Annotated in this window: 22 protein-coding genes; 7 read left to right on the top strand and 15 right to left on the bottom strand. The window is 60.5% G+C overall.

Annotation, left to right across the window (positions count from 1 at the left end; translation table 11 throughout):
* Positions 1-206: 206 nt before the first annotated feature.
* The 6 genes from BG455_RS06585 to kynU form a co-directional block, all read right to left on the bottom strand.
* A complete protein-coding gene (locus tag BG455_RS06585) occupies positions 207-548 on the bottom strand; it encodes a hypothetical protein (RefSeq protein ID WP_071469198.1) in 342 nt (113 codons plus the stop codon).
* Complete coding sequence (locus BG455_RS06590; RefSeq protein WP_071469199.1) at positions 545-1,630, bottom strand: EscU/YscU/HrcU family type III secretion system export apparatus switch protein; 1,086 nt, start codon at positions 1,628-1,630, stop codon at positions 545-547. The genes BG455_RS06585 and BG455_RS06590 overlap by 4 nt, the downstream gene beginning before the upstream one ends.
* Positions 1,627-2,418: a flagellar biosynthetic protein FliR gene (locus tag BG455_RS06595; protein WP_084386169.1), complete on the bottom strand. Its 792-nt coding sequence runs from the start codon at positions 2,416-2,418 to the stop codon at positions 1,627-1,629. Before BG455_RS06595 ends, BG455_RS06590 begins: the two co-directional genes overlap by 4 nt.
* The gene (flhA, locus tag BG455_RS06600) at positions 2,415-4,502 is read right to left on the bottom strand and encodes a flagellar biosynthesis protein FlhA (protein ID WP_071469200.1); all 2,088 of its coding nucleotides are present in this window, start codon (positions 4,500-4,502) and stop codon (positions 2,415-2,417) included. Before flhA ends, BG455_RS06595 begins: the two co-directional genes overlap by 4 nt.
* A complete protein-coding gene (locus BG455_RS06605; protein WP_084386170.1) occupies positions 4,499-5,221 on the bottom strand; it encodes a transglycosylase SLT domain-containing protein in 723 nt (240 codons plus the stop codon). The genes flhA and BG455_RS06605 overlap by 4 nt, the downstream gene beginning before the upstream one ends.
* Positions 5,222-5,332: 111 nt before the next feature.
* Positions 5,333-6,526, bottom strand: coding sequence for a kynureninase (gene kynU / locus BG455_RS06610; RefSeq protein ID WP_071469262.1), 1,194 nt, complete (start codon positions 6,524-6,526; stop codon positions 5,333-5,335).
* Positions 6,527-6,652: 126 nt separating this feature from the next.
* On the opposite strand from kynU, the gene BG455_RS06615 reads away from it, so the two are divergent.
* The 4 genes from BG455_RS06615 to BG455_RS06630 all read left to right on the top strand — a co-directional run bounded on the left by BG455_RS06615 (position 6,653) and on the right by BG455_RS06630 (position 10,820).
* Positions 6,653-7,066: a rhodanese-like domain-containing protein gene (locus BG455_RS06615; protein ID WP_071469201.1), complete on the top strand. Its 414-nt coding sequence runs from the start codon at positions 6,653-6,655 to the stop codon at positions 7,064-7,066.
* Between the two features lie 15 nt (positions 7,067-7,081).
* Positions 7,082-7,525, top strand: a complete 444-nt coding sequence (locus BG455_RS06620) for a methyltransferase family protein (protein WP_071469202.1) — start codon at positions 7,082-7,084, stop codon at positions 7,523-7,525.
* Positions 7,526-7,727: 202 nt separating this feature from the next.
* Complete coding sequence (locus BG455_RS06625) at positions 7,728-9,299, top strand: Re/Si-specific NAD(P)(+) transhydrogenase subunit alpha (RefSeq protein ID WP_071469203.1); 1,572 nt, start codon at positions 7,728-7,730, stop codon at positions 9,297-9,299.
* A gap of 18 nt (positions 9,300-9,317) precedes the next feature.
* Complete coding sequence (locus tag BG455_RS06630) at positions 9,318-10,820, top strand: NAD(P)(+) transhydrogenase (Re/Si-specific) subunit beta (RefSeq protein ID WP_071469204.1); 1,503 nt, start codon at positions 9,318-9,320, stop codon at positions 10,818-10,820.
* Positions 10,821-10,878: 58 nt separating this feature from the next.
* On the opposite strand, the gene BG455_RS06635 is transcribed toward BG455_RS06630, so the two are convergent.
* Positions 10,879-12,801, bottom strand: coding sequence for a pentapeptide repeat-containing protein (locus BG455_RS06635; RefSeq protein WP_084386177.1), 1,923 nt, complete (start codon positions 12,799-12,801; stop codon positions 10,879-10,881).
* On the opposite strand from BG455_RS06635, the gene BG455_RS06640 reads away from it, so the two are divergent.
* The gene (locus tag BG455_RS06640) at positions 12,748-14,031 is read left to right on the top strand and encodes a DUF3422 family protein (protein WP_071469206.1); all 1,284 of its coding nucleotides are present in this window, start codon (positions 12,748-12,750) and stop codon (positions 14,029-14,031) included. The two genes, BG455_RS06635 and BG455_RS06640, sit on opposite strands and share 54 nt — an antisense overlap.
* 47 nt (positions 14,032-14,078) lie before the next feature.
* On the opposite strand, the gene BG455_RS06645 is transcribed toward BG455_RS06640, so the two are convergent.
* The 5 genes from BG455_RS06645 to BG455_RS06665 form a co-directional block, all read right to left on the bottom strand.
* On the bottom strand, positions 14,079-15,041 hold the full coding sequence (locus tag BG455_RS06645) for an alpha/beta fold hydrolase (RefSeq protein ID WP_245735490.1): 963 nt from the start codon (positions 15,039-15,041) through the stop codon (positions 14,079-14,081).
* Positions 15,016-15,933, bottom strand: a complete 918-nt coding sequence (gene metA / locus BG455_RS06650; protein WP_071469207.1) for a homoserine O-acetyltransferase MetA — start codon at positions 15,931-15,933, stop codon at positions 15,016-15,018. The genes BG455_RS06645 and metA overlap by 26 nt, the downstream gene beginning before the upstream one ends.
* 9 nt (positions 15,934-15,942) lie before the next feature.
* Positions 15,943-16,800, bottom strand: coding sequence for an ATPase (locus BG455_RS06655; protein WP_071469208.1), 858 nt, complete (start codon positions 16,798-16,800; stop codon positions 15,943-15,945).
* Positions 16,801-16,924: 124 nt separating this feature from the next.
* On the bottom strand, positions 16,925-18,037 hold the full coding sequence (locus tag BG455_RS06660; RefSeq protein ID WP_143079885.1) for an OmpP1/FadL family transporter: 1,113 nt from the start codon (positions 18,035-18,037) through the stop codon (positions 16,925-16,927).
* A 148-nt stretch (positions 18,038-18,185) separates the two neighbouring features.
* Positions 18,186-20,648 carry a penicillin acylase family protein gene (locus tag BG455_RS06665; RefSeq protein WP_071469210.1) on the bottom strand — a complete coding sequence of 821 codons (2,463 nt, stop codon included), beginning with the start codon at positions 20,646-20,648 and terminating at the stop codon, positions 18,186-18,188.
* A 17-nt stretch (positions 20,649-20,665) separates the two neighbouring features.
* Between BG455_RS06665 and BG455_RS06670 the strand changes: the two genes are divergently transcribed.
* Positions 20,666-21,622 carry an NAD(P)-dependent oxidoreductase gene (locus tag BG455_RS06670; RefSeq protein WP_111361348.1) on the top strand — a complete coding sequence of 319 codons (957 nt, stop codon included), beginning with the start codon at positions 20,666-20,668 and terminating at the stop codon, positions 21,620-21,622.
* Positions 21,622-22,149 carry a gamma carbonic anhydrase family protein gene (locus tag BG455_RS06675; protein ID WP_071469211.1) on the top strand — a complete coding sequence of 176 codons (528 nt, stop codon included), beginning with the start codon at positions 21,622-21,624 and terminating at the stop codon, positions 22,147-22,149. Before BG455_RS06670 ends, BG455_RS06675 begins: the two co-directional genes overlap by 1 nt.
* Positions 22,150-22,164: 15 nt before the next feature.
* On the opposite strand, the gene BG455_RS06680 is transcribed toward BG455_RS06675, so the two are convergent.
* The 3 genes from BG455_RS06680 to BG455_RS06690 form a co-directional block, all read right to left on the bottom strand.
* Positions 22,165-23,358 carry a UbiH/UbiF family hydroxylase gene (locus BG455_RS06680; protein ID WP_071469212.1) on the bottom strand — a complete coding sequence of 398 codons (1,194 nt, stop codon included), beginning with the start codon at positions 23,356-23,358 and terminating at the stop codon, positions 22,165-22,167.
* Between the two features lie 82 nt (positions 23,359-23,440).
* Positions 23,441-23,647, bottom strand: coding sequence for a hypothetical protein (locus BG455_RS06685; protein WP_071469213.1), 207 nt, complete (start codon positions 23,645-23,647; stop codon positions 23,441-23,443).
* Between the two features lie 129 nt (positions 23,648-23,776).
* Complete coding sequence (locus tag BG455_RS06690; RefSeq protein ID WP_071469214.1) at positions 23,777-23,977, bottom strand: hypothetical protein; 201 nt, start codon at positions 23,975-23,977, stop codon at positions 23,777-23,779.
* Positions 23,978-24,048: the final 71 nt, after the last annotated feature.

Below are 24,048 nucleotides of genomic sequence, written 5' to 3' on the forward strand. Positions count from 1 at the left end.
GCCTTCCATGCTGCGGCATGCCTGAATGTCGCTGATGGGCTCAAACCTGTCATTGCGCATCTTTTGTCAGATGGCGAATACAAGGCTATGCCCTCTGATACATGGGTCTGGCTCTGTGTCGGGGATGAACCTGGGGGGCCAAGGTCAAGGGCCGGCGCTGCGGTGCTGGGCCCTGCATCTGCAAACCCGCATCAGGGTTTTCTGCCTTAGCGCTTGGGTGTCTTGCACGCGCCGTCCAGCAGGCGCGCGGCCACTTGGGCGCGGCCGAAGCTGCGGGCGGTCCGGGCGCGCTGTTCCAGCGCAGCGGCGCGCTGCCCGGCCAGCGTGATGTTCAGGCGCATTTGCTGCGTGCTGACCCAGCGCATATGCGCCTGTTGCACGGCAAACATTGCCGCATCGGGGCTGGGGGGCTGATCTGCGCGCAGGCGGGCCAGTTTCTCGCGCGTGTGGGTGCAGGCGGCATTCAGCCGGTTCAGCCGCGCCATGTCACGCTCGCACACCAATTGTGCAAGGGCGCATAGCCGCTGCATGCGTGTCTTGCGGCTCATCTCCATCCGGTTGCTGCCTTTTGGCGCATCGCTTCGGCAAACCGGATGGCGGCGGCCACGGCGCCGTAATGCTCGGGGCGGATTTCCTGATCCAGTTCAACTGTGGCATGCAAGGCGCGGGCGGTCGGGGGGTCGGAATGGATTGGAATGCCTGCATCTTGTGCCCGCTCGCGGATGCGGGCGGCGATTTCATCAACGCCCTTGGCCAGACAGACGGGCGCGCCCGCGTCCGTTGCGGCCCATTTCAGCGCCACCGCGTAATGTGTCGGGTTCACAATGACCACGCTGGCCTCGGCCACGGCATCCAGCATGCGATTGCTTGCAATCTCGCGCCCGCGCCGACCCCGCTCGGCCTTGGCATGGGGGTCGCCCTCGGATTGTTTATGCTCGTCGCGCATGTCTTTGTGGGACATTCGGTTGCGGCGCAGATGCTCGGCGCGTTGCCAGAAGAAATCGATCACGCCGATGGAGAGTTTGACCACAAAGACCAGCGCCAGAAAGCGGATGACAAGGTGCAGCAATTCGGAACTGGCCAGTGCCGGTGTCAGCTGCATGCTGGTCAGAATAAAGGGCAGATTCTGCAACAAAAACAGCCACATAACTGCCGAGATGACCGCCAGTTTGACCGCGCTTTTGGCAAATTCAAACAAGCCCGTGCGCCCGAATTTGTTTTTTGCATTGGCGACAGGGTTGATGCGCGCGGCTTTGGGCAGCAGCTTTTCAGGGGCAAAGATAACTGCTCGCTGCGCGAATAATCCCGCCCAGACCAGCAGAAAGGGGATAAGCAGCATTGGCAAGACCGCCAGCGCGACATGGCCGATCAGCGCGCCTGCCACAGGCGCTGCATTCTCGCGCATCAGGGCAGAATGTCGCTCTGCTTGTGAGAGTAAAACCAGCCCTGAATCGCCCAGTTGCGTTACGGAAAAATGCCCGGTTGTGAGAGCGGCAATCAACAGGCCCAGAAACGCGGCAGCGGCGTTGAGGTCGGTCGAGCGGGGAATCTCGCCCTTTTGGCGCTGTTGCTGCAGCTTGCGTTCTGTCGGCTCGAACTGTTTTTCGCCGCTTTGGTCGTCTTCGCTCATGGGGGTAGCCCTGCAGGGTCGAACAGGAAGCCGGTAAAGGCCGCGTGCCAGATCGGCAGCATGAGGGGGGCTGTCAGAAACAGCACCGCCAGGCCCGCCCATGTGATGGCGGGTGCGCCGACAAAGGCCACCATAAGCTGCGGCATGGCTTTGTTGATGGCCCCAAGTGCCACATAGAAGATCAGCGACAGGATCACGAAAGGCATGGCAAGTGTGAATGCCAGCGAGAACGCGCGCGCAATATGGGCGGTGCCCCATTGCCCAAGGCTGGAGGCATCTGGAAACCGCGCGGGCGGGAAGATGCTGTAGGACAAGATGATCAGTTCCGCCAAAGATATGTGCAGCCCCAGCGTGACCGCCAGCGCAAGCCCCGCCACGACAAGGATTTGCGACATGGCAGGCTGCGGGTCCACGCCCGCGCCGCCGAAGAATTGCGACAGCGATGTGGCTTGCGCCGCAATGGAACCGGCCGTCTGCAAGGCGATTGTGAACAGTCGCAAGCCTATGCCCAGAACCAGACCGGCCAGCGCCTCGGCGGTGATGAGGGTTAGCAGCGCGCCGGGATGCGTGGGGGCGGCGGGCATCATTGGTGCGAGTGCCGGGGCCGTGATGGCAGTAAAGGCCAGTGTTATGCCCAGCCGCACCCTGACGGGGATGACCTGCTCTCCAAAGGCGGGAACCAGTGCCATCATCGCGCCGATGCGGATGAAAACGCCGAAACTACTGGCGGCGGTGCCCGCCAGTTCCGTACTCAGCGCCTCCAGCAGTTGGAAAATCTCGGAATTCATGGCGCGATGGTTCCGACCAGCGCGGGCCGTGCATCTGCCCCGATTTCTTCATAGGACAGCACCGCGGCCGCAAGGCCCTTGGCGGACAGGGCCGTGTGCAGGAACCGGCGGCGACGGGCCGATGTGACAAGGGCAGGGCTGACGCCTGTCTGTGCCAATTCGCCAAGCTTGCGGGCAATCTGGTCGGTCAGGCGGGTGAAATCTTCGGGTGGCAGCGCGACATCGCTGGCGCCAAACTCGCCCGATAACTGATAGGTCGCAAACACCTCTTCCCAGTCTGGCGCAAGCTGGATCAGGGGCAATGTGCCATCGGCGCGTTTCAGGGGGGCGACCAGTTGGAAGCCAAGGCGCTGGCGCACATGTTCGCACACGGCCTCTGGCCCTTGCAACAGGGTGCGGACTTCGGACATCGCTTCAAGGATAAGGGGCAGATTGCGGATAGAGACACGTTCATCCAGCAGCAGGCGCAAAACACCCAGCAGCAGATCGACCGGCACTTTGTCGGGGATCATCTCTCCCAGCAGGCGCTTGTTTGCCTCGGCGCGGGCGGTATCGGAGATGCTGGTCAATTCATCCAGCACGCAGTGCAGGCTTTTGAAGGTCAGAAGGCGCGCGAAATTGGATTTCAGAACTTCCAGCAGATGGGTGGCCAGAACCTCGACAGGGCTGACGACCGTGGTGCCCGACAGGGTGGCATCTTCCTGATGTGCGGGGTCGATCCAGCGCGCCGGGGCTTGATAGACCGGCTCTTTCACGCTTTCGCCCGCGATCGCAAATGCGGCGTCATCTTGCACAAGCGCAAGCATTTTGGTGGGGCGCAAACGGGCGCGGCCCTGCTCGACCCCGTGGATGAGAATGGCATAGGTGCCTGCGGGCAGCGATGCGTCATCGGTCAGGCGGATTTCCGGCAGGATCAGGCCAAATTCGCGCGCCACATGGGTGCGGATATTCGAGATGCGCCCGTCCAGACCAAGGGCAGGGTCCAGCACCATCGGCACAAGGTCGGGGGCAAATTGAACATGGATTTCATCAAGTTCCAGAACATCGCCCATGCCGCGCTTTGGCGGCTCTGGCAACGTGTCGGGCGGGGTGGCGGCGGCGAGGTCCGCTTGGGCAAGCCTGCCTTGCGCCAGCCATGCCAGCCCCACCAGCACGGCGGCACCTGTCACAAAGGGGATGAAGGGCAGGCCGGGGATGAAGGCGAACAAGGCCATCAGAAACCCCACTGTGGCAATCGCCGAAGGGTAGCGGCCAAGCTGTTCAAACAGTTGCGCATCTGTCGCCCCGTTCGCGCCGCCGCGTGCCAGCAGCAGGGCGGCAGCGATAGAGATGATGACGGCGGGAATCTGGCTGACCAGCCCATCGCCCACTGTCAGGATGGCATAGGTTTCAAAGGCCGCGCCAATGCTCATCCCATGCATCAGGGTGCCGTTGATCAGGCCCATGACGATATTGAGAAGCGTGATCAGCAAACCTGCAATCGCGTCGCCCTTCACGAATTTGGACGCCCCGTCGAGCGAGCCGTAGAAATTCGTCTCGGCCTGTTCGGTTTCGCGCCGCCTGCGTGCCTCGGCGTGGTCGATGGCCCCTGCCGACATGTCGCTGTCAATGGCCAACTGTTTGCCCGGCATCCCGTCGAGTGCGAAACGCGCGCCCACTTCGGCCATGCGGCCCGCACCTTTGGTAATGACAATGAAATTGACGATCAGCAGCACAAGAAAGATGACCACGCCCAAGAAAACAGAGCCGCTCATCACAAAACTGGCGAATCCCTGAATGACCCCGCCCGCTGCATGGGTGCCGGTATGGCCTTCGCCAATGATCAGCTTGGTGGAGGAGACATTGAGTGACAGCCGCAACATGAGCGAGGCCAGCAGAACCGTTGGAAAAATCGAGAAATCCAGCGGGCGCTGGATGAACAGGGTGACCGTGAACATGAGGATCGCAAGCGCGAAAGAGGCCGCAAGCCCAAGGTCGAGCACCCAAGCAGGGATGGGCAGGATCATCATGGCGATCACCGCCATAAGGGCGAGGGCCAGCAGGATTGTCGGTTTGAAGATTTCCTGCGCGCTGGGCATGGTCATGGCCTGCCCTGCGCAAGGTCGATCAGACGGCGGCTGTGGCCCAGCCCGTTGATCGGCACAAGCGATCCCATATGCGCGCCATCTGCCGGTGCCAGCACAGCATAAGGGTTGGTTCGGCTTGGCGGGGGGGCGGTTTGTGCCTGTGTTGAAGTTCGGGCGCGCATTGCGCGGAAGCGCGCCATATAGCGTTGGGCATGCTGGGGCGTGGCTGAATGATAGGCCCCTGCGGCAAGATCCCATGCGCCAAGTCGTGCCTTGTGCCGCGCCAGCAGGCGGGCGGCGTAATCGGCGTTTTGCGCGGGGTCGAGCATGGCATCGACAGACGAAAAATTTTGCCCATGCCAGCGATAATTGATCTGGAAACACCCCAGATCGATATTGCGATACCCTGCATCCAAGCTGGCGCGGGCATGGGCGCGCGCGTCAGCGCGGGTGCCAAACCAATGGCCCCGACCTGTGGCATGAATGGCCCAAGGCCAAGGTTCCAACTGTCCCGCGCGGGTGCGGCCTGTTTCCACCAGCGCCACTGCGCGCAGCACATCCAGCGGCACGCCGTGGCGCGTTGCCGCCCTTTGGGCTGCAACCTCGCACAGGTGGGCGGGTTGGGTGGCGCGCCCAAGGACAGGCCAGACCAGAATGCCAAGAATAATCGCGCCCGCAGAGATAAAGCAGGCCAGTTGCAGCAGTTTTCGTGCGGTGCGGTTGTAAGGTGGCGTCATGCTTGGTCCTGCGAAATCGGCGCGGTGGCGCGGGTGCAGGAGGGATTAAGCCTGATTCTGGTTTACATCCGGTAACCGCAGCGCATGTTCGCGCGGCAAAAATACATTCTGTCAGGTCACCTTGGCGCGCTGGTGGAATTCGGGCCTGTCCCAGCGGTTTTCCCGAAGGATGGCGCAAAGCTTATCTGCCGCCTGTTCTACATCCTGCTGTGACAGATAAAGCGGCGTGAACCCGAAGCGCAGGATATCGGGCGCGCGGAAATCGCCAATCACGCCTTCGGCGATCAGCGCCTGAATGATGGCATAGCCATGCGGATGACGAAAACTGACCTGAGAGCCGCGCTGTGTGCCCTCGCGCGGAGAGGCCAGCGCCAGATCGGGGCACTCTGCCGCGACACGGGTGATGAAAATTTCCTGCAATTCCAGCGAGCGGGCGCGCAGATCGGCCATATCGACCCCGTCCCAGACATCGAGTGCGGCATCAAGGGCGGCCAGTTGCAGGATCGAGGGGGTACCCACGCGCATGCGGTCAATGCCTGCGCCGGGACGATAGTCCAGATCAAACGCAAAGGGCGCTTCATGCCCCAACCAGCCCGACAGCGCGGGCCGCACGCTTTCGGCCAGACGCGGGGCCACATAGATGAATGCAGGGCCACCGGGGCCGGAATTGAGGTATTTGTAGCTGCACCCCACTGCGAAATCGGTATCAGCCCCTGTCACATCGACTGGGATGGCGCCAGCGGAATGGGCCAGATCCCAGACCACCAGCGCGCCCATCTGGTGCGCGCGCGCGATCAGGCGGGCCATGTCATGCTTGCGGCCTGTGCGGTAATCCACCTCGGTGATCATCAGCACAGCGATTGTTTCATCTATCGCGTCTTCCACCGCTTCTGGCGCGACAGTCTTAAGCCGGTACTCCGGCCCCAAGGTGCGGCACAGCCCGTCGGCCATATACAGATCAGACGGGAAATTGCCGCTATCCGACAAGATGACGCGGCGACCCGAGCGCAACTCCAGCGCCGAGGCCAGCGCCTGATAGACCTTTATCGACAAGGTGTCGCCCATCACCACGCTGCCTGCGGGCGCGCCGATCAGCTTGCCCACCCTGTCGCCCACGCGGGCGGGCAGGTCCATCCAGCCGGCCTTGTTCCAGCCGGTGATCAGCATCTCACCCCACTCGGCGCGGATGGTCTGTTCCACGCGCGCAGGCACGGCGCGGGGCAGGGGGCCAAGGGAATTGCCGTCAAGATAGATCACCCCCTCGGGCAGATCGAACATGGCGCGGGTGGCGGTGAAATCTGTCATGGTCTTATTCCTTCGGGTTGCGGGCATATCGGTGCCGCGTTCGCGCGCCAAGGTCAAGGCCAGCGCAAGGGGCTTGAAATGGGAATGCAAATAATCGAATGTGATTTTATTTGGAGGAGAGACCCCATGCGCGCTTTTCTGGCCACCTGTCTGACCGCCGGACTTGTTCTTGCCAGCCCTGTCCGTGCCAATGATCTGGCCGACGAGATTTCAGCCTATCTGGATTTTGCCAGCTATACCGAAGGGGTGATCATGGTCGAGCAACTGACCCCCGATATTCTGCCTGATGTCACCTTTGTTGACACACGCAATGCGGGGGAATTTGCCGAAGACGGGATCGAGGGCGCGGTACATATCGAATGGCGCGAGATTGTGGACAGGCTGGATGAACTGCCAAGCCGTGGCATGGTGGTGGTCTATTGCAACACGGCGGTGCTTTCGACGCAGGCGATGCTGGTTGCGCGGCTTCTGGGGCGCGCGAATGTGCTGGTGCTGCAAGGCGGGCTGGCCGCGTGGACCGCAGAGCAGGGCCAGGGTTAAGAAAGCAGGCGCAATTTGCGACATCTTGATTATCCGCCGGTCTGGCTGATCGGCGCATTGGCCCTTGTGTGGTGCGAAACAATGTTCGTGCCGCAGCTGCTGGGCCATGCCTATATTCAAGGGGCGGGCACACTGCTGGTGCTGCTGGGGGCGGTTTTGTTCGGGCTGGCGGGCTGGGCGTTCTTGCGCGCGCGTTCCACCATCATCCCGCACCAGACGCCGCAACGGCTGATCACCACGGGAATATTCCGCTTTTCGCGCAATCCCATCTATCTGGCCGATGTACTGATTCTTGTCGGGCTGTCGCTGCGCTGGGGCGCGGTCGGGGGGCTGGTGCTGGCGCCTGTGCTGGTCTGGGTGCTGCACGCGCGCTTTATCAAGCTGGAAGAGGGGCGGATACTGCGCGCGTTTGGCGCAGATGCGCAGGCCTATTTTGCCCGCACGCGGCGGTGGCTGTGACAGGGCTGGCCGCCAAGCTGACAGCGGCGCTGCAAGACCATGCGCGGCGTTGTGACGCGTGCGAAGCATGCAACACGATGCAGCCGTTTCGTATTATTGCCCGCTTGTGAAAGAATGTTGCGCAGGTTATGGAAGCGCGGTGCCATCAAACCATGTTTACACAAGCAGAATATGGTGAACCTGAACGAAAGGGGGACGACGCGTGAAAGTCGGGGCGTTAAAGGAAATCAAACCGGGCGAGGCGCGGGTCGCGTTGACACCGGACAGTGCGCAGCAAATCCAGAAGCTGGGCCATGCGTGTTTTATCCAGTCAGGCGCGGGTATCGCGGCGGGCTTCAGTGACGAGCTGTATGAAAAAGCTGGTGTCACGGTCGTCAAAGACGCGGCCGCATTGTGCGAGGCGACAGATGTCGTCATCAAGGTGCGCGAACCAGAAATGGACGAAATCAAGCTGCTGCGCACTGGCCAGACGCTGATTTCATTCTTCTGGCCCGCCCAGAATGCGGAAATGCTGGAAGCCGCGAAAGCGCAGGGCGCAACCGTTATTGCGATGGACATGGTGCCGCGCATCAGCCGCGCGCAGAAAATGGACGCGCTGTCCTCTATGGCCAATATCGCGGGCTACCGCGCGGTTATCGAGGCGGGCAACAATTTCGGGCGCTTCTTCACCGGGCAGGTGACAGCAGCGGGCAAGATCCCGCCCGCGCGCGTGCTGATTGTGGGTGCAGGTGTGGCCGGTCTGGCTGCCATCGGCACATCCACCAGCCTTGGCGCGATCACCATGGCTTTCGATGTGCGCCCCGAAGTGGCCGAACAGATCGAGTCGATGGGCGCGGAATTCGTGTTCCTAGAGTTCGAGGATAACGCGACAGACGGCGCTGAAACAGGCGGCTATGCTGCCCCGTCCAGCCCTGAATTCCGCGAAAAGCAGTTGGAGAAATTCCGCGAACTGGCGCCCGATGTCGATATCGTCATCACCACTGCGCTGATTCCCGGACGCCCTGCGCCCAAGCTGTGGACCGAAGATATGGTCCAGATGATGAAGCCCGGCTCGGTGATTGTCGATCTGGCAGCGGAAAAGGGCGGCAACTGTGATCTGACAGTCATGGATGAACGTCTGGTCACGGAAAACGGTGTCATCATCGTCGGCTATACCGATTTCCCGTCACGCATGGCGGCGCAATCCTCGACGCTGTATTCAACCAATATCCGCCACATGCTGCATGACCTGACGCCTGCGAAAGACGGTGTCATCAACCACAATATGGAAGATGACGTCATTCGCGGCGCAACCGTCACGCATGAAGGCGCGGTCACCTTCCCGCCGCCGCCGCCCAAGGTAAAGGCCATTGCAGCCAAGCCGAAGGAGAAGGTCAAGGAACTGACAGCAGAAGAAAAGCGCGCCAATGAAGTGGCCGCGTTCAAAGCGCAGACCAAGTCACAAGTCGCGCTTCTGGCGGGTGGTGCGGCGTTTGTTCTGGCTGTGGGAATGGTTGCGCCTGAATCCTTCATGCGCAATTTCATCATTTTCGTGCTGGCCGTGTTCGTGGGCTTTCAGGTGATCTGGAAAGTGTCACATTCGCTGCACACGCCGCTGATGGCCGTGACCAACGCAATTTCCTCGATCATCATCGTGGGGGCGTTGTTGCAGATCGGGTCAACCTCTGGGCTGATCACGATTCTTGCGGCGCTGGCGCTTCTGATGGCGGCAGTGAATATCTTTGGCGGATTCATGGTGACACGGCGCATGCTCGCCATGTTCCAGAAGTCCTGACGGCAGGAGGAATAAGAGATGGATTTCGGATTTACAGTTGCGGCCTATGCGGTTGCGACAGTTCTCTTTGTCCTGTCGCTTGGCGGTCTGTCAGGACAGGAAAGCGCCAAACGCGCCATCTGGTATGGTATTGCGGGCATGACCGTGGCGGTGCTGGCCATGCTGGTTGGCCCCGGCTCTGGCATGTGGGGGCTGACGGTTGTGCTGATTGCAATCGGCGGCATTGTCGGCTGGCAATTGGCCACGCGCGTGCAAATGACGCAGATGCCCGAGCTTGTGGCCTTCATGCACTCGCTGGTTGGGTTGGCGGCGGTTCTGGTGGGCTTGAACGCGCATCTTGAAATCGGAAGCGTGGCGCAGATTTTCGCGGAAAATGCCTTGCCCTTCCCGCAGCCCGAAGGGCTGATGTCGGTGCCTGCCTATGAACTATGGCTGAGCCTGAGCAATTTCGCAGCGATCATCGGCAAGAAAACCGCTGTTGAAGTGACGATTCTGCGTGTCGAATTGATGATCGGCATCTGGATCGGGGCTGTGACCTTTACAGGGTCAATCATCGCCTATGGCAAACTGGCGGGCCGCGTAGACACGGCCGCCAAGCAATTGCCCGGCGGGCATATGCTGAATGCGGGCGCGGCGGTTCTGTCGGTTGTGTTTGCGGGGCTGTATCTGGTCTATGCCGACAGTGCAGGCGCGTCGATCCTGATGCTGGTAGTGCTGACAGCGCTGGCGCTGTTTATCGGCTATCACCTGATCATGGGCATTGGCGGGGCTGACATGCCGGTGGTGGTGTCGATGCTCAACAGCTATTCCGGCTGGGCGGCGGCGGCCATCGGCTTCTCGCTTGGCAATGAATTGCTGATCGTGGTGGGCGCGCTGGTCGGGGCTTCGGGCGCAATCCTGAGCTACATCATGTGCAAGGCCATGAACCGCAGCTTCATCAGCGTGATCCTTGGCGGCTTTGGCGGCACAACCGGCCCACAAATGGCAGTTGAGGGCGAGCAGGTTGCGATCAACGCTGATGGTGTTGCAAGCGCGCTGAACGAGGCTGACAGCGTGGTTATCGTGCCCGGTTACGGCATGGCGGTGGCACAAGCCCAGCAAAGCGTGTCGGAACTGACCCGCAAACTGCGCGCCAAGGGCAAGAATGTGCGTTTCGCCATTCACCCCGTGGCGGGCCGTTTGCCGGGGCATATGAACGTGCTGCTGGCCGAAGCCAAAGTGCCCTATGACATCGTGCTGGAGATGGACGAGATCAATGACGACTTCCCATCGACAGATGTGGTGATCGTCATCGGCTCCAACGACATCGTGAACCCTGCCGCACAAGAAGACCCCAACAGCCCCATCGCGGGCATGCCGGTTCTGGAAGTGTGGAAGGCGAAACAGGTATTCGTGTCCAAGCGCGGGCAGGGGACAGGCTATTCCGGCATCGAGAACCCGCTGTTCTACAAGGACAACACGCGGATGTTCTACGGTGATGCGAAAGCGTCTGTGGACAGCCTGTTGCCGATGATCGATTGATCTTTGGTCGAGAGTTGCGGAAAAGGCCCCCGGTTCGGGGGCCTTTTTTGTTGGGCGGTTATTCGGGTTTGGGCGGGGGGCGGTAGGTGTCGGGGTTGGCCTGCCATTTTCGCCATTCTTTGTCGTAGTTGTGTGAGCCATGATCTGGCAACTCCCAGTCCGGCCAATGATCGGGGCTGTGGGTGCCATTGGGCAGGATCACGCTGGCATCGCCAAAACAGGACATGATCTGCTTCTCGAACATAGGCACTGTAGTAAAATCCAATTTTCTCAGCGCGGCGCCTCGAAAACTAGCCGAGTTAAGAACGGTGAAACTATCCATTCGGGTCTGCGAAAGATTCGTCCCCTCCATCTGTGCGGCCCAGAGGTACGCGCTTTCCATCCGCAAATGCAAGAGATCTGCTCCCTCCATCCGCGCCTCGCTGAGGTCCGCCCCCTCCATCCGCGCCAGAGAAAGGTCTGCCCCCTCTATCCGCGCCTCCATGAGCACTGCCCCCTCCATCCGTGCTTCCGAAAGGTCCGCACCTTCCATCCGCGCCTCAAAAAGATTTGCCCCCTCTATCCGAGCACCCCAGAGACTCGCGCCTTCAAGCCGCGTGCCGTCAAACCGCGCACCGGAAAATACTGCGTCTGATCCGTTTGGTTGCTTCGCCGCCATATCGGCGCCTTGCAGGTTGGCCCCGCGTAGGTCCAGCCGATAGCCGCGATAGTCGCGGAGCTTGGTTTTCCATTCCTCGAGTCCTTCTTTGAATGCCATCTTTGCCGCTTTGCCCAAGGGCGGGTCGCTGGGATCATCGGGTAGGCGCTTGAAATCGAGATCAAAGGGCCAGAACTTAGCCTGTGTCGGTGGGTTGGGCCATGCAGCCTCGACGCGGCGCTGGTCCTCGTTGCGTCGTCCGATCACAGTCAGCGCAAGCTGCACGTCGGCGCGGGGTTTGGACAAGTTGGCCGCCCAGCGTTTGGTTGCAGCCACCGAAATATTGTCTTCTAGGTAAAGTGGATGAACGTTGTATTGCTCGCAAAACCACTCATCGAAATGTTCTTCTGGCATTTCTGGGTCTTCGCGCTCTTCCTCGTAAAGAACACGCAAGCTCTTCTTGGCTTCTGACCCCCGCGCGTTCTCGCGGATATAGGCGCAGAGGATTTCCATCACCCGCACATGGTCGCGGCCCTTGTCATGCATCGTTGAATCCTGCGCGATGCGTTCCAGCGACAGAATCGCGCCCATGCGTACTTCGATATTAGGGACCGTTCTTTCAACTTGAACCGGCTTGCCGTCTGCATCCAACGAGTATTGCTTTTCTGTCTTCTCCGACCCCAACTGCTCGACCGCCTTATTGATGCGGTCGGTCATGTGGCCTTCCTGCTCTAGCCGCTGGGTCTTGTGGCGTAGATAGGTGCCATAGATCACGAAAGGCGCACCCAAGAATGCGGCAATCAGCGCGCCGAGGCCAAGCGAACCTGAGGCAAGGGGTGCGCCCTCCACCCCGTTGAACACCTGCCATACTCCCCAGAGCGTCGCGCCCAAAAGCCAGACCCAGACTGGAAACAGCCCCAAAGCCGCCGCCTTGAACCAGCTTTCAAAGGTGACAGGCTGCGCACGCTCCGCCCCGAACAGCATCAGCCAGACCAGCGCCACAACGATTAGAGCCAGAACGCCCGCAAGAAGTGTATGCACCCCCTGCCATGTCAGAAAATACAGGGTCACGGGGTCAATGTTCATAGGAAAATCTTTCGGTAAAATGAGGCTAGAGTAGCGACTGCGGCTTTCTTGCGCAACTATGGCGGGTTCAGGGGGGGGGGCGGTTTGCAACAATGATTTGTGGCGAAAATACAAGTGTGCAACAGTGTGCGAATTCCAAGCGTTTTCATTTGCTGCGTTGCAGAATATGCTGAACGGATACCCATGCAAAAGGCTCTCTCCACCATGCCGCCGATCGAGGACCACCCCCAGCGCTATACGCTTGTGAATGAACTGCATGCGCGTCCTGCGGCCAAGATTTCCGCACCGGGTGTTGCGGTGTTTCTGGCGGTCAAGCCCGCGCGCGATGCCTCCAAGCGCGACCGTGGGGCGGATCGCGCGCATCTGCTGTCGCTGCTGGACCGGCACGGTGCTGGCCATCCGGCACCCGATGCGACGCATCATTCCGCAGAACTGGGCCGCCACCATCTGAAATGGGAAAGCCATACAGAGTTTGTGACCTATACTGCTTTCGAGCAGGGCATGGCCGAGCGGCCTTTTGACCCCGCCGCCTTTGATGTGTTTCCGGACGCGTGGTTGCAGGATGCGCCCGGAACGCGCCTGACCTCGATCCTGTTCCAGATCGAGAACATGTCTGACGACATTACAGAGATGGCCGAGAAATTGCAGGACTGGTTTGTGCCTGAAAGTCTGGCTGCGTCCTATGTGCTGGATGGCACCGCCATCATTGCCAGCGATTTCCGCATTGACCGTGCGGGCCATATAAGGATGGCGGTGTTCGTAAAGCCCGGCACTGGCGGGCGGCGTGTGGGGCGTATTTTGCAGCGCCTGTGCGAGATTGAAACCTATAAGACCAGTTCCATGCTGGGCCTGTTGCGTGCGCGGAGCCTGTCTTCGCAGATGGCGGCGCTGGATGATGAATTGTCGCGCTTGACCCGCGCCATGATGGAACCTGACAAGCGGTCTGAAGATACGCTGGAAGCGCTGCTGCGCATTTCGTCCGAGTTGGAAAACATGATGGTCGAGAATTCCTTTCGCTTCGGGGCGACAGGGGCGTATGAGGCGTTGGTGAACCAGCGCATCGAGGTGTTGCGCGAAGCGCGGTTCAATGGCCGCCAGACGCTGCAAGAATTCATGACCCGCCGCTATGACCCTGCGATGCGCACTGTCAAATCGGCCGAAGCACGGTTAAGCAAGATGGCAGAACGCGCGATGCGCGCGGGGCAGTTATTGGGCACGCGGGTGGATGTCGAACGCTCGGCGCAGAACCAGAAGCTGCTGGAAAGCATGGACCGCCGCGCCGATCTGCAACTGCGGTTGCAAAACACGGTCGAGGGGTTGTCTGTTGTGGCGATCAGCTACTATGCTGTCAACCTTGCCAGCTATGTTGCCATGCCCATGATGGAGCCGTTCGGCATTTCGCGCGGGGTTGCGATGGCCATTCTTGCACCCCTTGTGGTGCTGGGGGTCTGGGGCATGGTACGCCGCATCCGGCGGCATTTTGACTAAACATTCTTGCGCATACATCGCGTGTCGATAGGGCGCTTTGCAGGGCGTCAGTCTTGGCGCGCCTCTGCAATGCGGGCGGCAAGCCGGTGGATTGCCGCGACAACCTCTTCCGGTTTTGCATGATGGGGCATATGCCCCACCCCTTCCAGCCGGGTCAGGGTGACGCTCTCGACCTCTGCCTCCAGCCGCGCGGAGTGGTATTGCAGACCCACTGTGGTGTCGCTGGTGCCGTGCAAAACCTCAATCGGCATGGTCAGGGCAGGGTAGCCGCCTGCCATCGCATCGACATGGCGTTTCAAACTGTCGATCTGGCTTGCATTCAGGCGCAACTGTTCTGCGCGCAAGGTCAGCGCCAACCCCAGATGATCAAGATACCCTTCGGGCACAGGGTCGGGGGCAAATACCCCTTCAAGGCTACGCTCGACCGCGCCGCGCGGGGCGAAGCGCGAGATCAGCGGCAACACAATATGCTGCCCCAATGCAGAGGCGCTGAGTTTGTACCAGATGCCCAACTCGCCCGGCCATGGATGCGAGGCAGGCGCCAGCAATGTCAGGCCCGCCACATCATTGGGTGCGCGCAAGGCCCATGCAAGGGCGACCGCCCCGCCATAGGAATGCCCCAGCACAATAGGGTCTTCCAGACCCAGCGTCGCTGCGGCCACGCGCAGAATGTCGGCTTGCACCACAGGGCTGTCAGGGCCGCCGAAATCGTCGGAAAATCCGAAACCGGGACGGTCAAAGGCGATGACGCGAAAATCATCTGCCATCCGCGCGATCAGATCAAAGCTGAAATCGCGCGAATTGCCATTGGCCCCGTGGATCATAACCAGATCCGGCCCCTGACCCTGAATCACGGCATGAATGCGCCCTTGTGGCAGGTCAATAAAAGCCCCCTGCGGCGCAGTGTCGGCATGGGCCATAGGGTCCTCCAGCGCAGTTGAACAGGCCGCGACAATCGCGGTGCTCAGGGCAAGCCCTGCAAGTTTATTGGCCGATATGCGCAAGGTCATAGGGTGTTGTCTGGTATATCTCGTTGATCCAGTTTCCATATAGAAGGTGGGCGTGACTTCTCCAGCGGTTTAGCGGCACTCTCTCGGGATCGTCATCTGGGTAGTAGTTCTGCGGTATATTGATCGGCTTGCCCGCTTCAACATCGCGGTCATATTCTTCTTTCAGCGTGGTGCTGTCATATTCAAAATGGTTGAACACCATCAGCGCCCGATGCGCGGGATCGGATACCAGACAGGGGCCAACCTGATCTGAGGCGATGAGCGTGTTCAGGGCCGGGATGGCATCAATCTCGGCTTGCTGCATGCCGGTCCAGCGGCTGACAGGGATCAGCAGATCATCCGAGAAGCCCCGCAAATAGGGCGAGGCGGGCGTCAGAATGCGGTGGCGGAAACAGCCAAAGGCTTTGGCGTCCAGCAAATGCTTGTTCACCTTGTGGAAATGCCACAGCATGGCCATACCGCCCCAACACACCCCGAATGTCTGGTGGACATGGGTTTGTGTCCATTCAAACACTTCGGTCAATTCATCCCAATAGGTGACATCTTCATAGGCCAGATGCTCGATCGGGGCGCCGGTGATGATCAGCCCGTCAAAACGTTCTGACTTCACCTCCTGAAAGGGGCGGTAGAATTCGGCCATATGTTCGGCGGCGGTGTTTTTCGTCTCATGTTCCGACATGCGGATCAGCGAGAATTCGATCTGCAAGGGCGTGGCCCCGATCAGGCGGGCGAATTGCGTCTCGGTCTGGATTTTCTTGGGCATCAGGTTCAACAGCCCGATGCGTAGGGGCCGGATATCCTGCCGCGCGGCGGCCTGCTCTGACATGACCATAACCCCTTCGCGGGTCAGCACGTCAAAGGCAGGCAGGGTTTCAGGCAGTTTGATGGGCATGGGTCGTCCTTAGTCTGGCAGCTTCTGGGCAATCAGCGATACGAAATCCTGCGCCTCGCGGATCTGGGCCACCTCTTGCGCGCTGACACTCAGCCCCCAGTTGCGCGCCATTGCGGCGTAGCGGGGCGCGCGATGGGCCAGCGCGCGGGCATAGGTCCAGCGCACGAAAGCGTCAGGGTCGATCTGCGCCTCGGTCTGTCCGGTCTGGTGCTGGTAATCTGCCCAAGCTGCTTGCAGGAACGCGGGCTGGTAATACATGGGCTTGGGTGCGCGGTCGAAGCGGCGGATCAACTCTTCGGTATGCGCCTCGGACCCCTCGATCCAGATGGGCAGCACATGGCCAGAGAGCAGGGTCATCAAAGGGTCTTGGGGATCATCGGGGTTGATCACTTCGCAGATTGACCCGCCTGTGTCGCAGACGAAATTCGCATAGCCATACAGCGCCTTTGCGCGGGCGATGAAATGGGGCGTGTCGGAGAGCGCTGCAATTTCCGCTGTGCGGTGCTGGTCCTGACGCTGCATATAGTCGTCAAAGCGCAACCCGCCGCGGTCGGGGTTGCCGGGCTTGCCCAGATAGGTCGAAAGCGGGGCCAGATTGTCGAAGGTGATGTTCGAGCTGATATAGACCGAATCCGACAGCAACAATTCCCGCAAGAGCGGCACTTTCATCGCTTCAATCTTGAAATTATCGGCAATGTATTCGCCCATATAGCGCGTGCCGATGCGGTAATCGATGGAGTAGTGAAACCAGCCGCCACCTTCGCGCAGCAGATTTGCCAGATGGGTTTTGCCAAGCCCCGACATGCCGAACAGCATAACCTGTTTGCGCGGCGCATCGAGCCAGTCAGTGGCAGTAGGGTAGAGCATGGGGCGCGTCCTTGAACTGTGGGGTTTTGGGTATCCAGTGCGCCGTGTATCGTCAAGACCGCATGAAAAAGGCCCTGCCAGCGCGCGGGCTGGCAGGGCCGGTTATGTGCAGAGGCAAGGTTACTTAGAAGCGATAGCCGATGCGGATACCCGCGCCGATAGCAGAGTTTTTGCTGAACTGGCTGCCCAGCGTGGTTGTGGCATTCCCGATGCGCGCATATTGCATGCCGCCACTGATGGTGACGTTATCGATGGTATAGGATGCCCCCAGACCCAGTGTCAGGCGATTGCCTGTCGGACCAAGGTTGCTGGTCGGGTTTCCATTGCCGGTGTCATATGCCAGCGAAACAGAGCCTGACCAGTTCTCGTTGAAGCGACGCCCTACGCCGAGTGTATAGGTGGTCGAGTTCTTTTGATATGCAACCAACGGCCCTCTGGGAGCACCACCACTAAGCGGGTTTGGGCTGGCGGCATAATCTGGGGGGGTGATGTCAAATTGTTTCCAGTTCACCCAACGCACCGACCCAAAAACAAGCGTGTCTTCTGCAACACCCGTCTGGAATTCAAGATTCACAGATTGTGGTAGTTTGGAGTTGAAGGTGTCTGCCGGTACGGGTGAAACGCCTGTTTCAGTTGCGCGGAAAGTATGTGTGATGCTTGAATTATAGGTCAATGCCACGCGCAAGGCAATTTCCGGCATTTCGTAGGCGACCCCAAGCAGGTAGCCCCATGCCTGATCGGTCTGTGTTGAGAGCGCGTAATTCAGCACTGGTGAGACAGCAATCTCGGCAGTTCCTTTTGTCCAAGAAGAGCGGACCCCTGCATGCGCACTGAAGCCCCCTTCAAACTTATATCGCAGAATTGCAGTTAAAGTCGTATTCTCGACTTTCCCGAGTGATCCTGCCAAGGCTGACCCGCTTGGGTACAGAGTATCTGCGCCAAAGGGCTGATCCAGAACAATCGCATATGCGATTTGTTCGCTAATATCGCCCTTAAGGCCAAGAGAGCCGCTTACGAAACTGCGCGCGATATTGCCAGTTGGTTGTCCCTGCAAGGGAGTACCAGCAACTGTGGCAAGCGATCCGCTTACGCTTGGGCGTGCGTAGCTTGCGCCCATTTCCAGATAGTTGCCCTGCTGAAACAGGATATTCATGGATTGCGGACTGCGCTCAATCCCCCCGGCAAGCGCAGGCGACGCGACAATGGCCATCAGGCCCGGAACTAGATATTTATACACGGAAAACTCCTCCTTTTTTCCGAACTTCTCCGCTTGCGCGGCTCCTCGTGGTCGTAACCTTGACGCGGTCCAGTGTGGCTTGTCACACCTGACCGAAGGTCAATTTGCGTAGTAATTCTGGATCGTGTTCAAACTGCAACGCCGGTTGCTAGTCTGGTGCAGGGCGAAGCGTTGTTATTCCAACTGCGCCGCCGCGCGCAAGTTCCGGATCAAGTGTCATCGGGATATATTCACCCCGCCGCCACAGATCGCCCAGATCGTCATAATGGCGCGACAGGGGGTGGCCGGACTGGCCTGTCGAGAGAATGAAAACCGAGTTTTCGGGGTCTGCGAAGTCATAGACACCGCGATAGACGGCGCCATGGATATTGGCGAAGGGTTCCGGTTCCTGGCCAGAGGTGCGCGCGCGCATCAGCGTGTGGTCGCCGCCAGATGTGGACTGGCGGATATTGACGAAATGGCGCACGAGCGGCACCTCGCCCAGCACGGAATGCCTGTGGGTTGCCATATGCGCATCGCCCCAGCGCCAGCTTTGGACATTGTCGCCATACCGCTCTGTCAGGCGCAGCAATGCTTCGTCCAGCGCGGTGATGGCCATTTCGGTGCAGGTTTCACGCACCGAGGATTGCACGATATTGCACCACTCGCCCGCCCCGTCCGTGTCGCGGAACACGCGTTCGATGAACACCGGATCGACATGGGTAAAGCTGTCGGCCAGCGGCCCCAACTCATCCCGGATCAGGCGGGTTTGCAGCGCGCGCATCCATGCGGCATAGATCAGCGGTTCTGGCAGATGCTCGTTCATCTCGCCGTTCCAGTCGGCCATCAGGCGCAGGGCACGCTGGCGCAAATGCGCGCGGGTGCCTGCCGGTGCCGCGTCACCCGAGAACCACAGATCTGCGGCCACCAGCGGCAGCAGCAAGCGCGCAGCAGGGCTGACCGTGTCAAGTTGCGCTTCGATAAAGCTGTCGCGGGTATGCACATTGCGCGCGCGCATCAGGTGCAAAAACCGTGCGATGCGTTGCGTGTCGCCCCAGTCATGGCTGACATGCAGCGGGAAGGGGCGATCAAGGATTTTGTTGTTGGTATTGCCGAGAATGCCGCTTTCCGGGTCCAGAAACTGCGGATTTGCCGAATAGGGCAGAGTGCCAAGCCAGCGGTTCTCGGCGCGCCAGCCGGGGGCGGGCATGCGGCCTTGGGTTTCATGCTCTGCGCTGCGTCGCGGCATGCGCCCGATGGTCTGCATGGCCACGCGCTCTCGCGTGGCGAGGATCAGGTTTTGCGAGGGGGCCACGAACAGCTCGCCCGCCGCCAAGGCGTCTTCGATGGTTTGCGCGCGCATCAGGCGCATGGCGGCGGACATGGTGGTGTCTTCCGCCTCCAGTGCAGTCCAGCCAAGGCTGGCAACATGGCCCGGCGGTGTGATTGTGCCCAGATCATACAGCCCCCCCGACAGGACAGGGCCGTTTTCAGACCAGCGCAGCGTCAGGGTGACGGGGTCTTCATCCTTGATACGGATGATCGTGCCGCGCGTCTCGAACTCTGCCCAGCCGTCTGGGGTGCGGTATTGGGTGGGGGCGTCGGGGTTCAGTTCTTCAATGAATATGTCGCTGTCATCCATATAGGACGAGGTAATGCCCCAGCCCAACGCCTCGGACCGGCCAGACAGGATCGCAGGGATACCCGGAATGCTGGCCCCGATCACCCCGCCGCTGTCCAGTTCCAGCCGTGCCAGATACATCAGCGCGGGCGCTGTCAGTTCCAGATGCGGGTCATTGGCAAGGATCGCGCCATCACTTGCCGCACGCGCGGGCGTGGCGGCAAAGCTGTTGGACGCGCCTGCCAGCGTGTGGGGCCGGATGGGCGACAAGGGATCACTCAGCGCCGCCGCGCGCGCATCGGGCGAGATTTCAGGAAAGATCGACGCGTAATCGGGCAGGACAGCCAAGCCAGAGCCGGGCGCGTCCGGCATCAGATCGCGCAAGCGTTCTTCAGGGACCAGAAGCGAGGTGCGCGCGCGCAACACCTCGCGCGTGATCTGCCCGTTCAGTTGCACAGATAACAGCTTCAGAATGGCCAGCGAATCCGCAGGCTGCCACAGGGGCATCTCGGCGTTGAAGACGAAAAATTCGGGCGCGCCGCGTCCGCGCGCGCGGTCATTGCTTAGCCGCAGCCACGCATTCACCCCATCCGCATAGGATTGCAGCGCGGCCTGTGTCTGGCTGTCCTGTGCCGCCACCGAACTGCGCGCAAGGCCATACAGGTCCAGTCTGCGCATCAATTCATCTGTGCGGATCGTGCGGCGCCCGAACATTTCCGACAGCCGCCCTTGTGCGGTGCGCCGCATCATCTGCATTTGCCATAGCCGGTCTTGCGCATGGGCAAAGCCCAGCCCGAAAAACACATCTGTCTCATGCTCGGCAAAGATATGGGGCACGTTATGGGTGTTGCGAATAATCTCAACCTCGCCCTGCACCCCCGGAATCGTAAAGGTTTCGGTGTAATCAGGCAGCGAGCGCGCAAGGAAAAAATACAGCCCCAACCCGATAAGCACCGCCAGCGCAGCCAATGCGCCAAAGATTTTCAACAGCCAGCGAAACAATGTGAACATGAGGTGAAAGAGGCTTTATGTTGACGGTGGGGTTGGCCCTGATAGGTATTGCCCCAGCGCCGAAAGCGCAATCACAAGAATTCGAGGAGGATGCAATGGCTAAACTGGCGTTTCTGGGGCTTGGTGTTATGGGGGGGCCAATGGCCGCGCATCTGGCGAAGGCCGGCCATGAGGTAACTGTGTATAATCGCACAACATCCAAGGCCGAAGCCTGGGCTGCAACGCATGGCGGGCGCTTTGCCGCAACCCCGCGCGAGGCCGCGCAAGGTGCGGAATTCGTCATGGCATGTGTGGGCAATGACGATGATTTGCGCAGCGTGTGTCTGGGGGAAGATGGCGCATTTGCTGCGATGGGCAGCGGCACGGTTTTTGTAGATCACACCACAGTTTCTGCGCAAGTCACGCGCGAATTGCATGCCTTGGCCACGGCGCAGGGCGTGGGCTATGTGGATGCGCCTGTATCTGGCGGGCAGGCGGGCGCGGAAAACGGCGCGCTGTCGATCATGTGCGGCGGGGATGCGGCGGATTTCGACCGTGCCGCCCCGATCATGGACGCCTATGCCCGCATCGCACGCCGCATGGGAGAGAGTGGCGCAGGCCAGATTGCCAAGATGATGAACCAGATCTGCATTGCCGGTGCCGTGCAAGGGCTGGCAGAGGCGCTGCATTTCGGCGAGAAAGCGGGCATGGACGGGCGCGCGGTTGTTGAAGTCATCTCTCAGGGGGCGGCGGGGTCATGGCAGATGCAGAACCGCCACGCCACCATGCTGGACGGAGAGTTCAACCACGGCTTTGCGGTGGACTGGATGCGCAAGGACTTGGGCATCTGTCTTGCGGCCGCCGATGATGTGGGCGCGGCACTGCCGGTGACGGCCTTGGTAGACCAGTTCTACAAGGAAGTACAAAGCATGGGCGGCGGGCGTTGGGACACATCCGCGCTGATCGCACGGCTGCGCAAATTCGGAGATGCGTGATGCTGTATGCGCTTGATGGGGTCAGCCCCAGCTTGCCTGAAAGCGGGGACTATTGGGTTGCACCGGGCGCGCATGTGATCGGGCAAGTTGTGCTGTCAGAGGGGGTGTCGGTCTGGTTCGGCTGCACCTTGCGCGGCGATAATGAACCGCTGGTCATAGGAGAGGGCAGCAACATTCAGGAAAACTGCGTGTTGCATACCGATATCGGCTATCCGCTGGCCATCGGGGCAAATTGCACGATCGGGCACAAAGCCATGCTGCATGGCTGCACCATCGGCGATGGCTCGCTGATCGGGATGGGGGCAACGGTGCTGAATGGCGCGGTCATCGGCAAAGGCTGCCTGATTGGCGCAGGCGCGCTGGTGACCGAAGGCAAGGTCATTCCCGACGGGTCGCTTGTGATGGGCGCGCCCGGGCGCGTGGTGCGCGAGCTGAACGCAGAGGCGCAGGCCAAGCTGCTGGCGTCTGCTGCGGGCTACAGGGCGAATATGCGCCGCTATCGCCACGGCTTGCAGCCGCTTGGCTAAGGGGGGGGCGTCAGGTCAAGACCTGACGCCTATGCCCATCTGCATCAATGTGCGGCGCACAGGGGCTGCGGAATACATAACATCCAGCACCTTTGCGCGCATGTCGCGCAAAGGTTGCGCGTGCATCATGGATGCACGGTTGAGCATGCCAACCCCCGCCACCCGCATCGCCACATCGGGGGCGCGGCGGCGGTGATAGGCTGACAGCATGGCAGGGGTTCCCAGTGTCTCTGGTGTTGCCAGCGCCACCAGCGCCGACAAATCCGCCAGCGACATGTTCAGCCCCTGCGCCCCGATCGGGGGCACGACATGCGCGGCTTCGGCCATAAGGGCCGTGCGTTCGCCATGGAACCGCTCTGCAATCTGGCTGATGATTGGCCAGACTGTCAGGCGAGAGGCCAGTTTCAGCGGCCCGAACAGCCCGCAAGAACGGGTGTTCATTTCCTCCTCGAACGCCGCGCGCGGCAGCGCGCTCAGGCGTGCCACTTCGGGGCCGGTTTCCATCCAGACAATGGCAGAGCAGGGTTGGCCGTCCTTGTCGGGCAGGGGCACAAAAGTAAACGGCCCGCCAGAGCGGTGTATCTCGGTCGAGACATTCTCATGCGGGACAGAATGCGTGACCGCAAAGGCCAGTGCCTTTTGCCCAAAGCGCGTGGTGCGCACGCCGATACCCAGCGCTTGGCGCATGGGCGAATTGCGCCCGTCGGCGGCAATAAGCAGTTTCGCCACGACCGTGGTGCCATCGGTCAGGCCGATCAGCGCGGCAGTTTCGCGCGTGGTCAGGCGGCGGGTGCCGATACCGGGGCGAAAGGTGACATTTGGCAATTCCGCCAGTCTGGCCGCGCATTCGCGTTTCAACAGCCAGTTGGGCAGGTTCCAGCCAAAGGGCTGGTCAGAAATATCGGACGCATCAAAGGAATGGCTGACGCGGGGCGTGGGGTCTTCACCGCCCGCATCGACAATACGCATGACTTGCAAGGGCATGGCATGGGCCTGAAACCGCGCCCAAAGCCCCGCTTTTTCCAGAATATCGACGGAGGGTTGCAAAAAGGCCGTACTGCGCAAATCCGATCCGGGGTCGGATTCGGCGATGATGGGGGGCGCAGGGTCTACGCACAGGACCGAATAGCCCAGGCTGCCAAAGGCCGCCGCGGCAGTCATGCCCGCGATGCCACCGCCCGAGATAACCACATCATACTGTTCTCGCATCGCTGCACCTCTTGTTCATTTCGCACAGTGTAGCGCATGGGGGCGCAGGCGCAATGCGGGCACTGTTGCGCGGTGCGCCATCTCAGCCAAACACAATGAAGATCAGCAAGATTACCATGCCGACAGCCGCAGGCACCATAACCGCCACAAGCCCCGGCAACCCCCAGACCATGGTTGAAATCACAAGGACATTCAGGAACACCATAAGGGCCGCCCAAATCGGCCATGGTTCTTCGTCATTGCGCCAGTTGTGCTTTTTATCAGCGGGGTGGTGGTCATTCAGGGCCATTGTCACACATCCTTCGATTACATGTATCGGGGATGTAGGAAATGCCCGCACGACCCGCAGCATGGCACAATGTCGCGCGACCGAAGCGCGCAGGGGCTGTGACGCGCCCCGCGCGCGGGTTTCAGCGTGTCAGCCGAAAACGATAAAGCACAACAGCACCAGCATGGCGATTGCCGCAGGCACCATCACGACGACCAGCCCTGCCACGCCCAATGTTGCCACTGCGGTGACAAGCGTTGCGATCACGAACAAGATCGCTGCCCAGATGCCCCAAGGCTCGTTTGCAGGCAGCTTCGGGGTGGCGGGTGTTGCGGTGGCGGTATGTGTCATTGTCGTTCCTCCAATAAATCTGGGGCGCGTATAGCGCTTGAATTGCTGCAGTGCAGCATGACATTTTGTCG

Origin of the sequence: Roseinatronobacter thiooxidans (genome assembly GCF_001870675.1) — a bacterium.
Lineage (GTDB): Bacteria > Pseudomonadota > Alphaproteobacteria > Rhodobacterales > Rhodobacteraceae > Roseinatronobacter > Roseinatronobacter thiooxidans.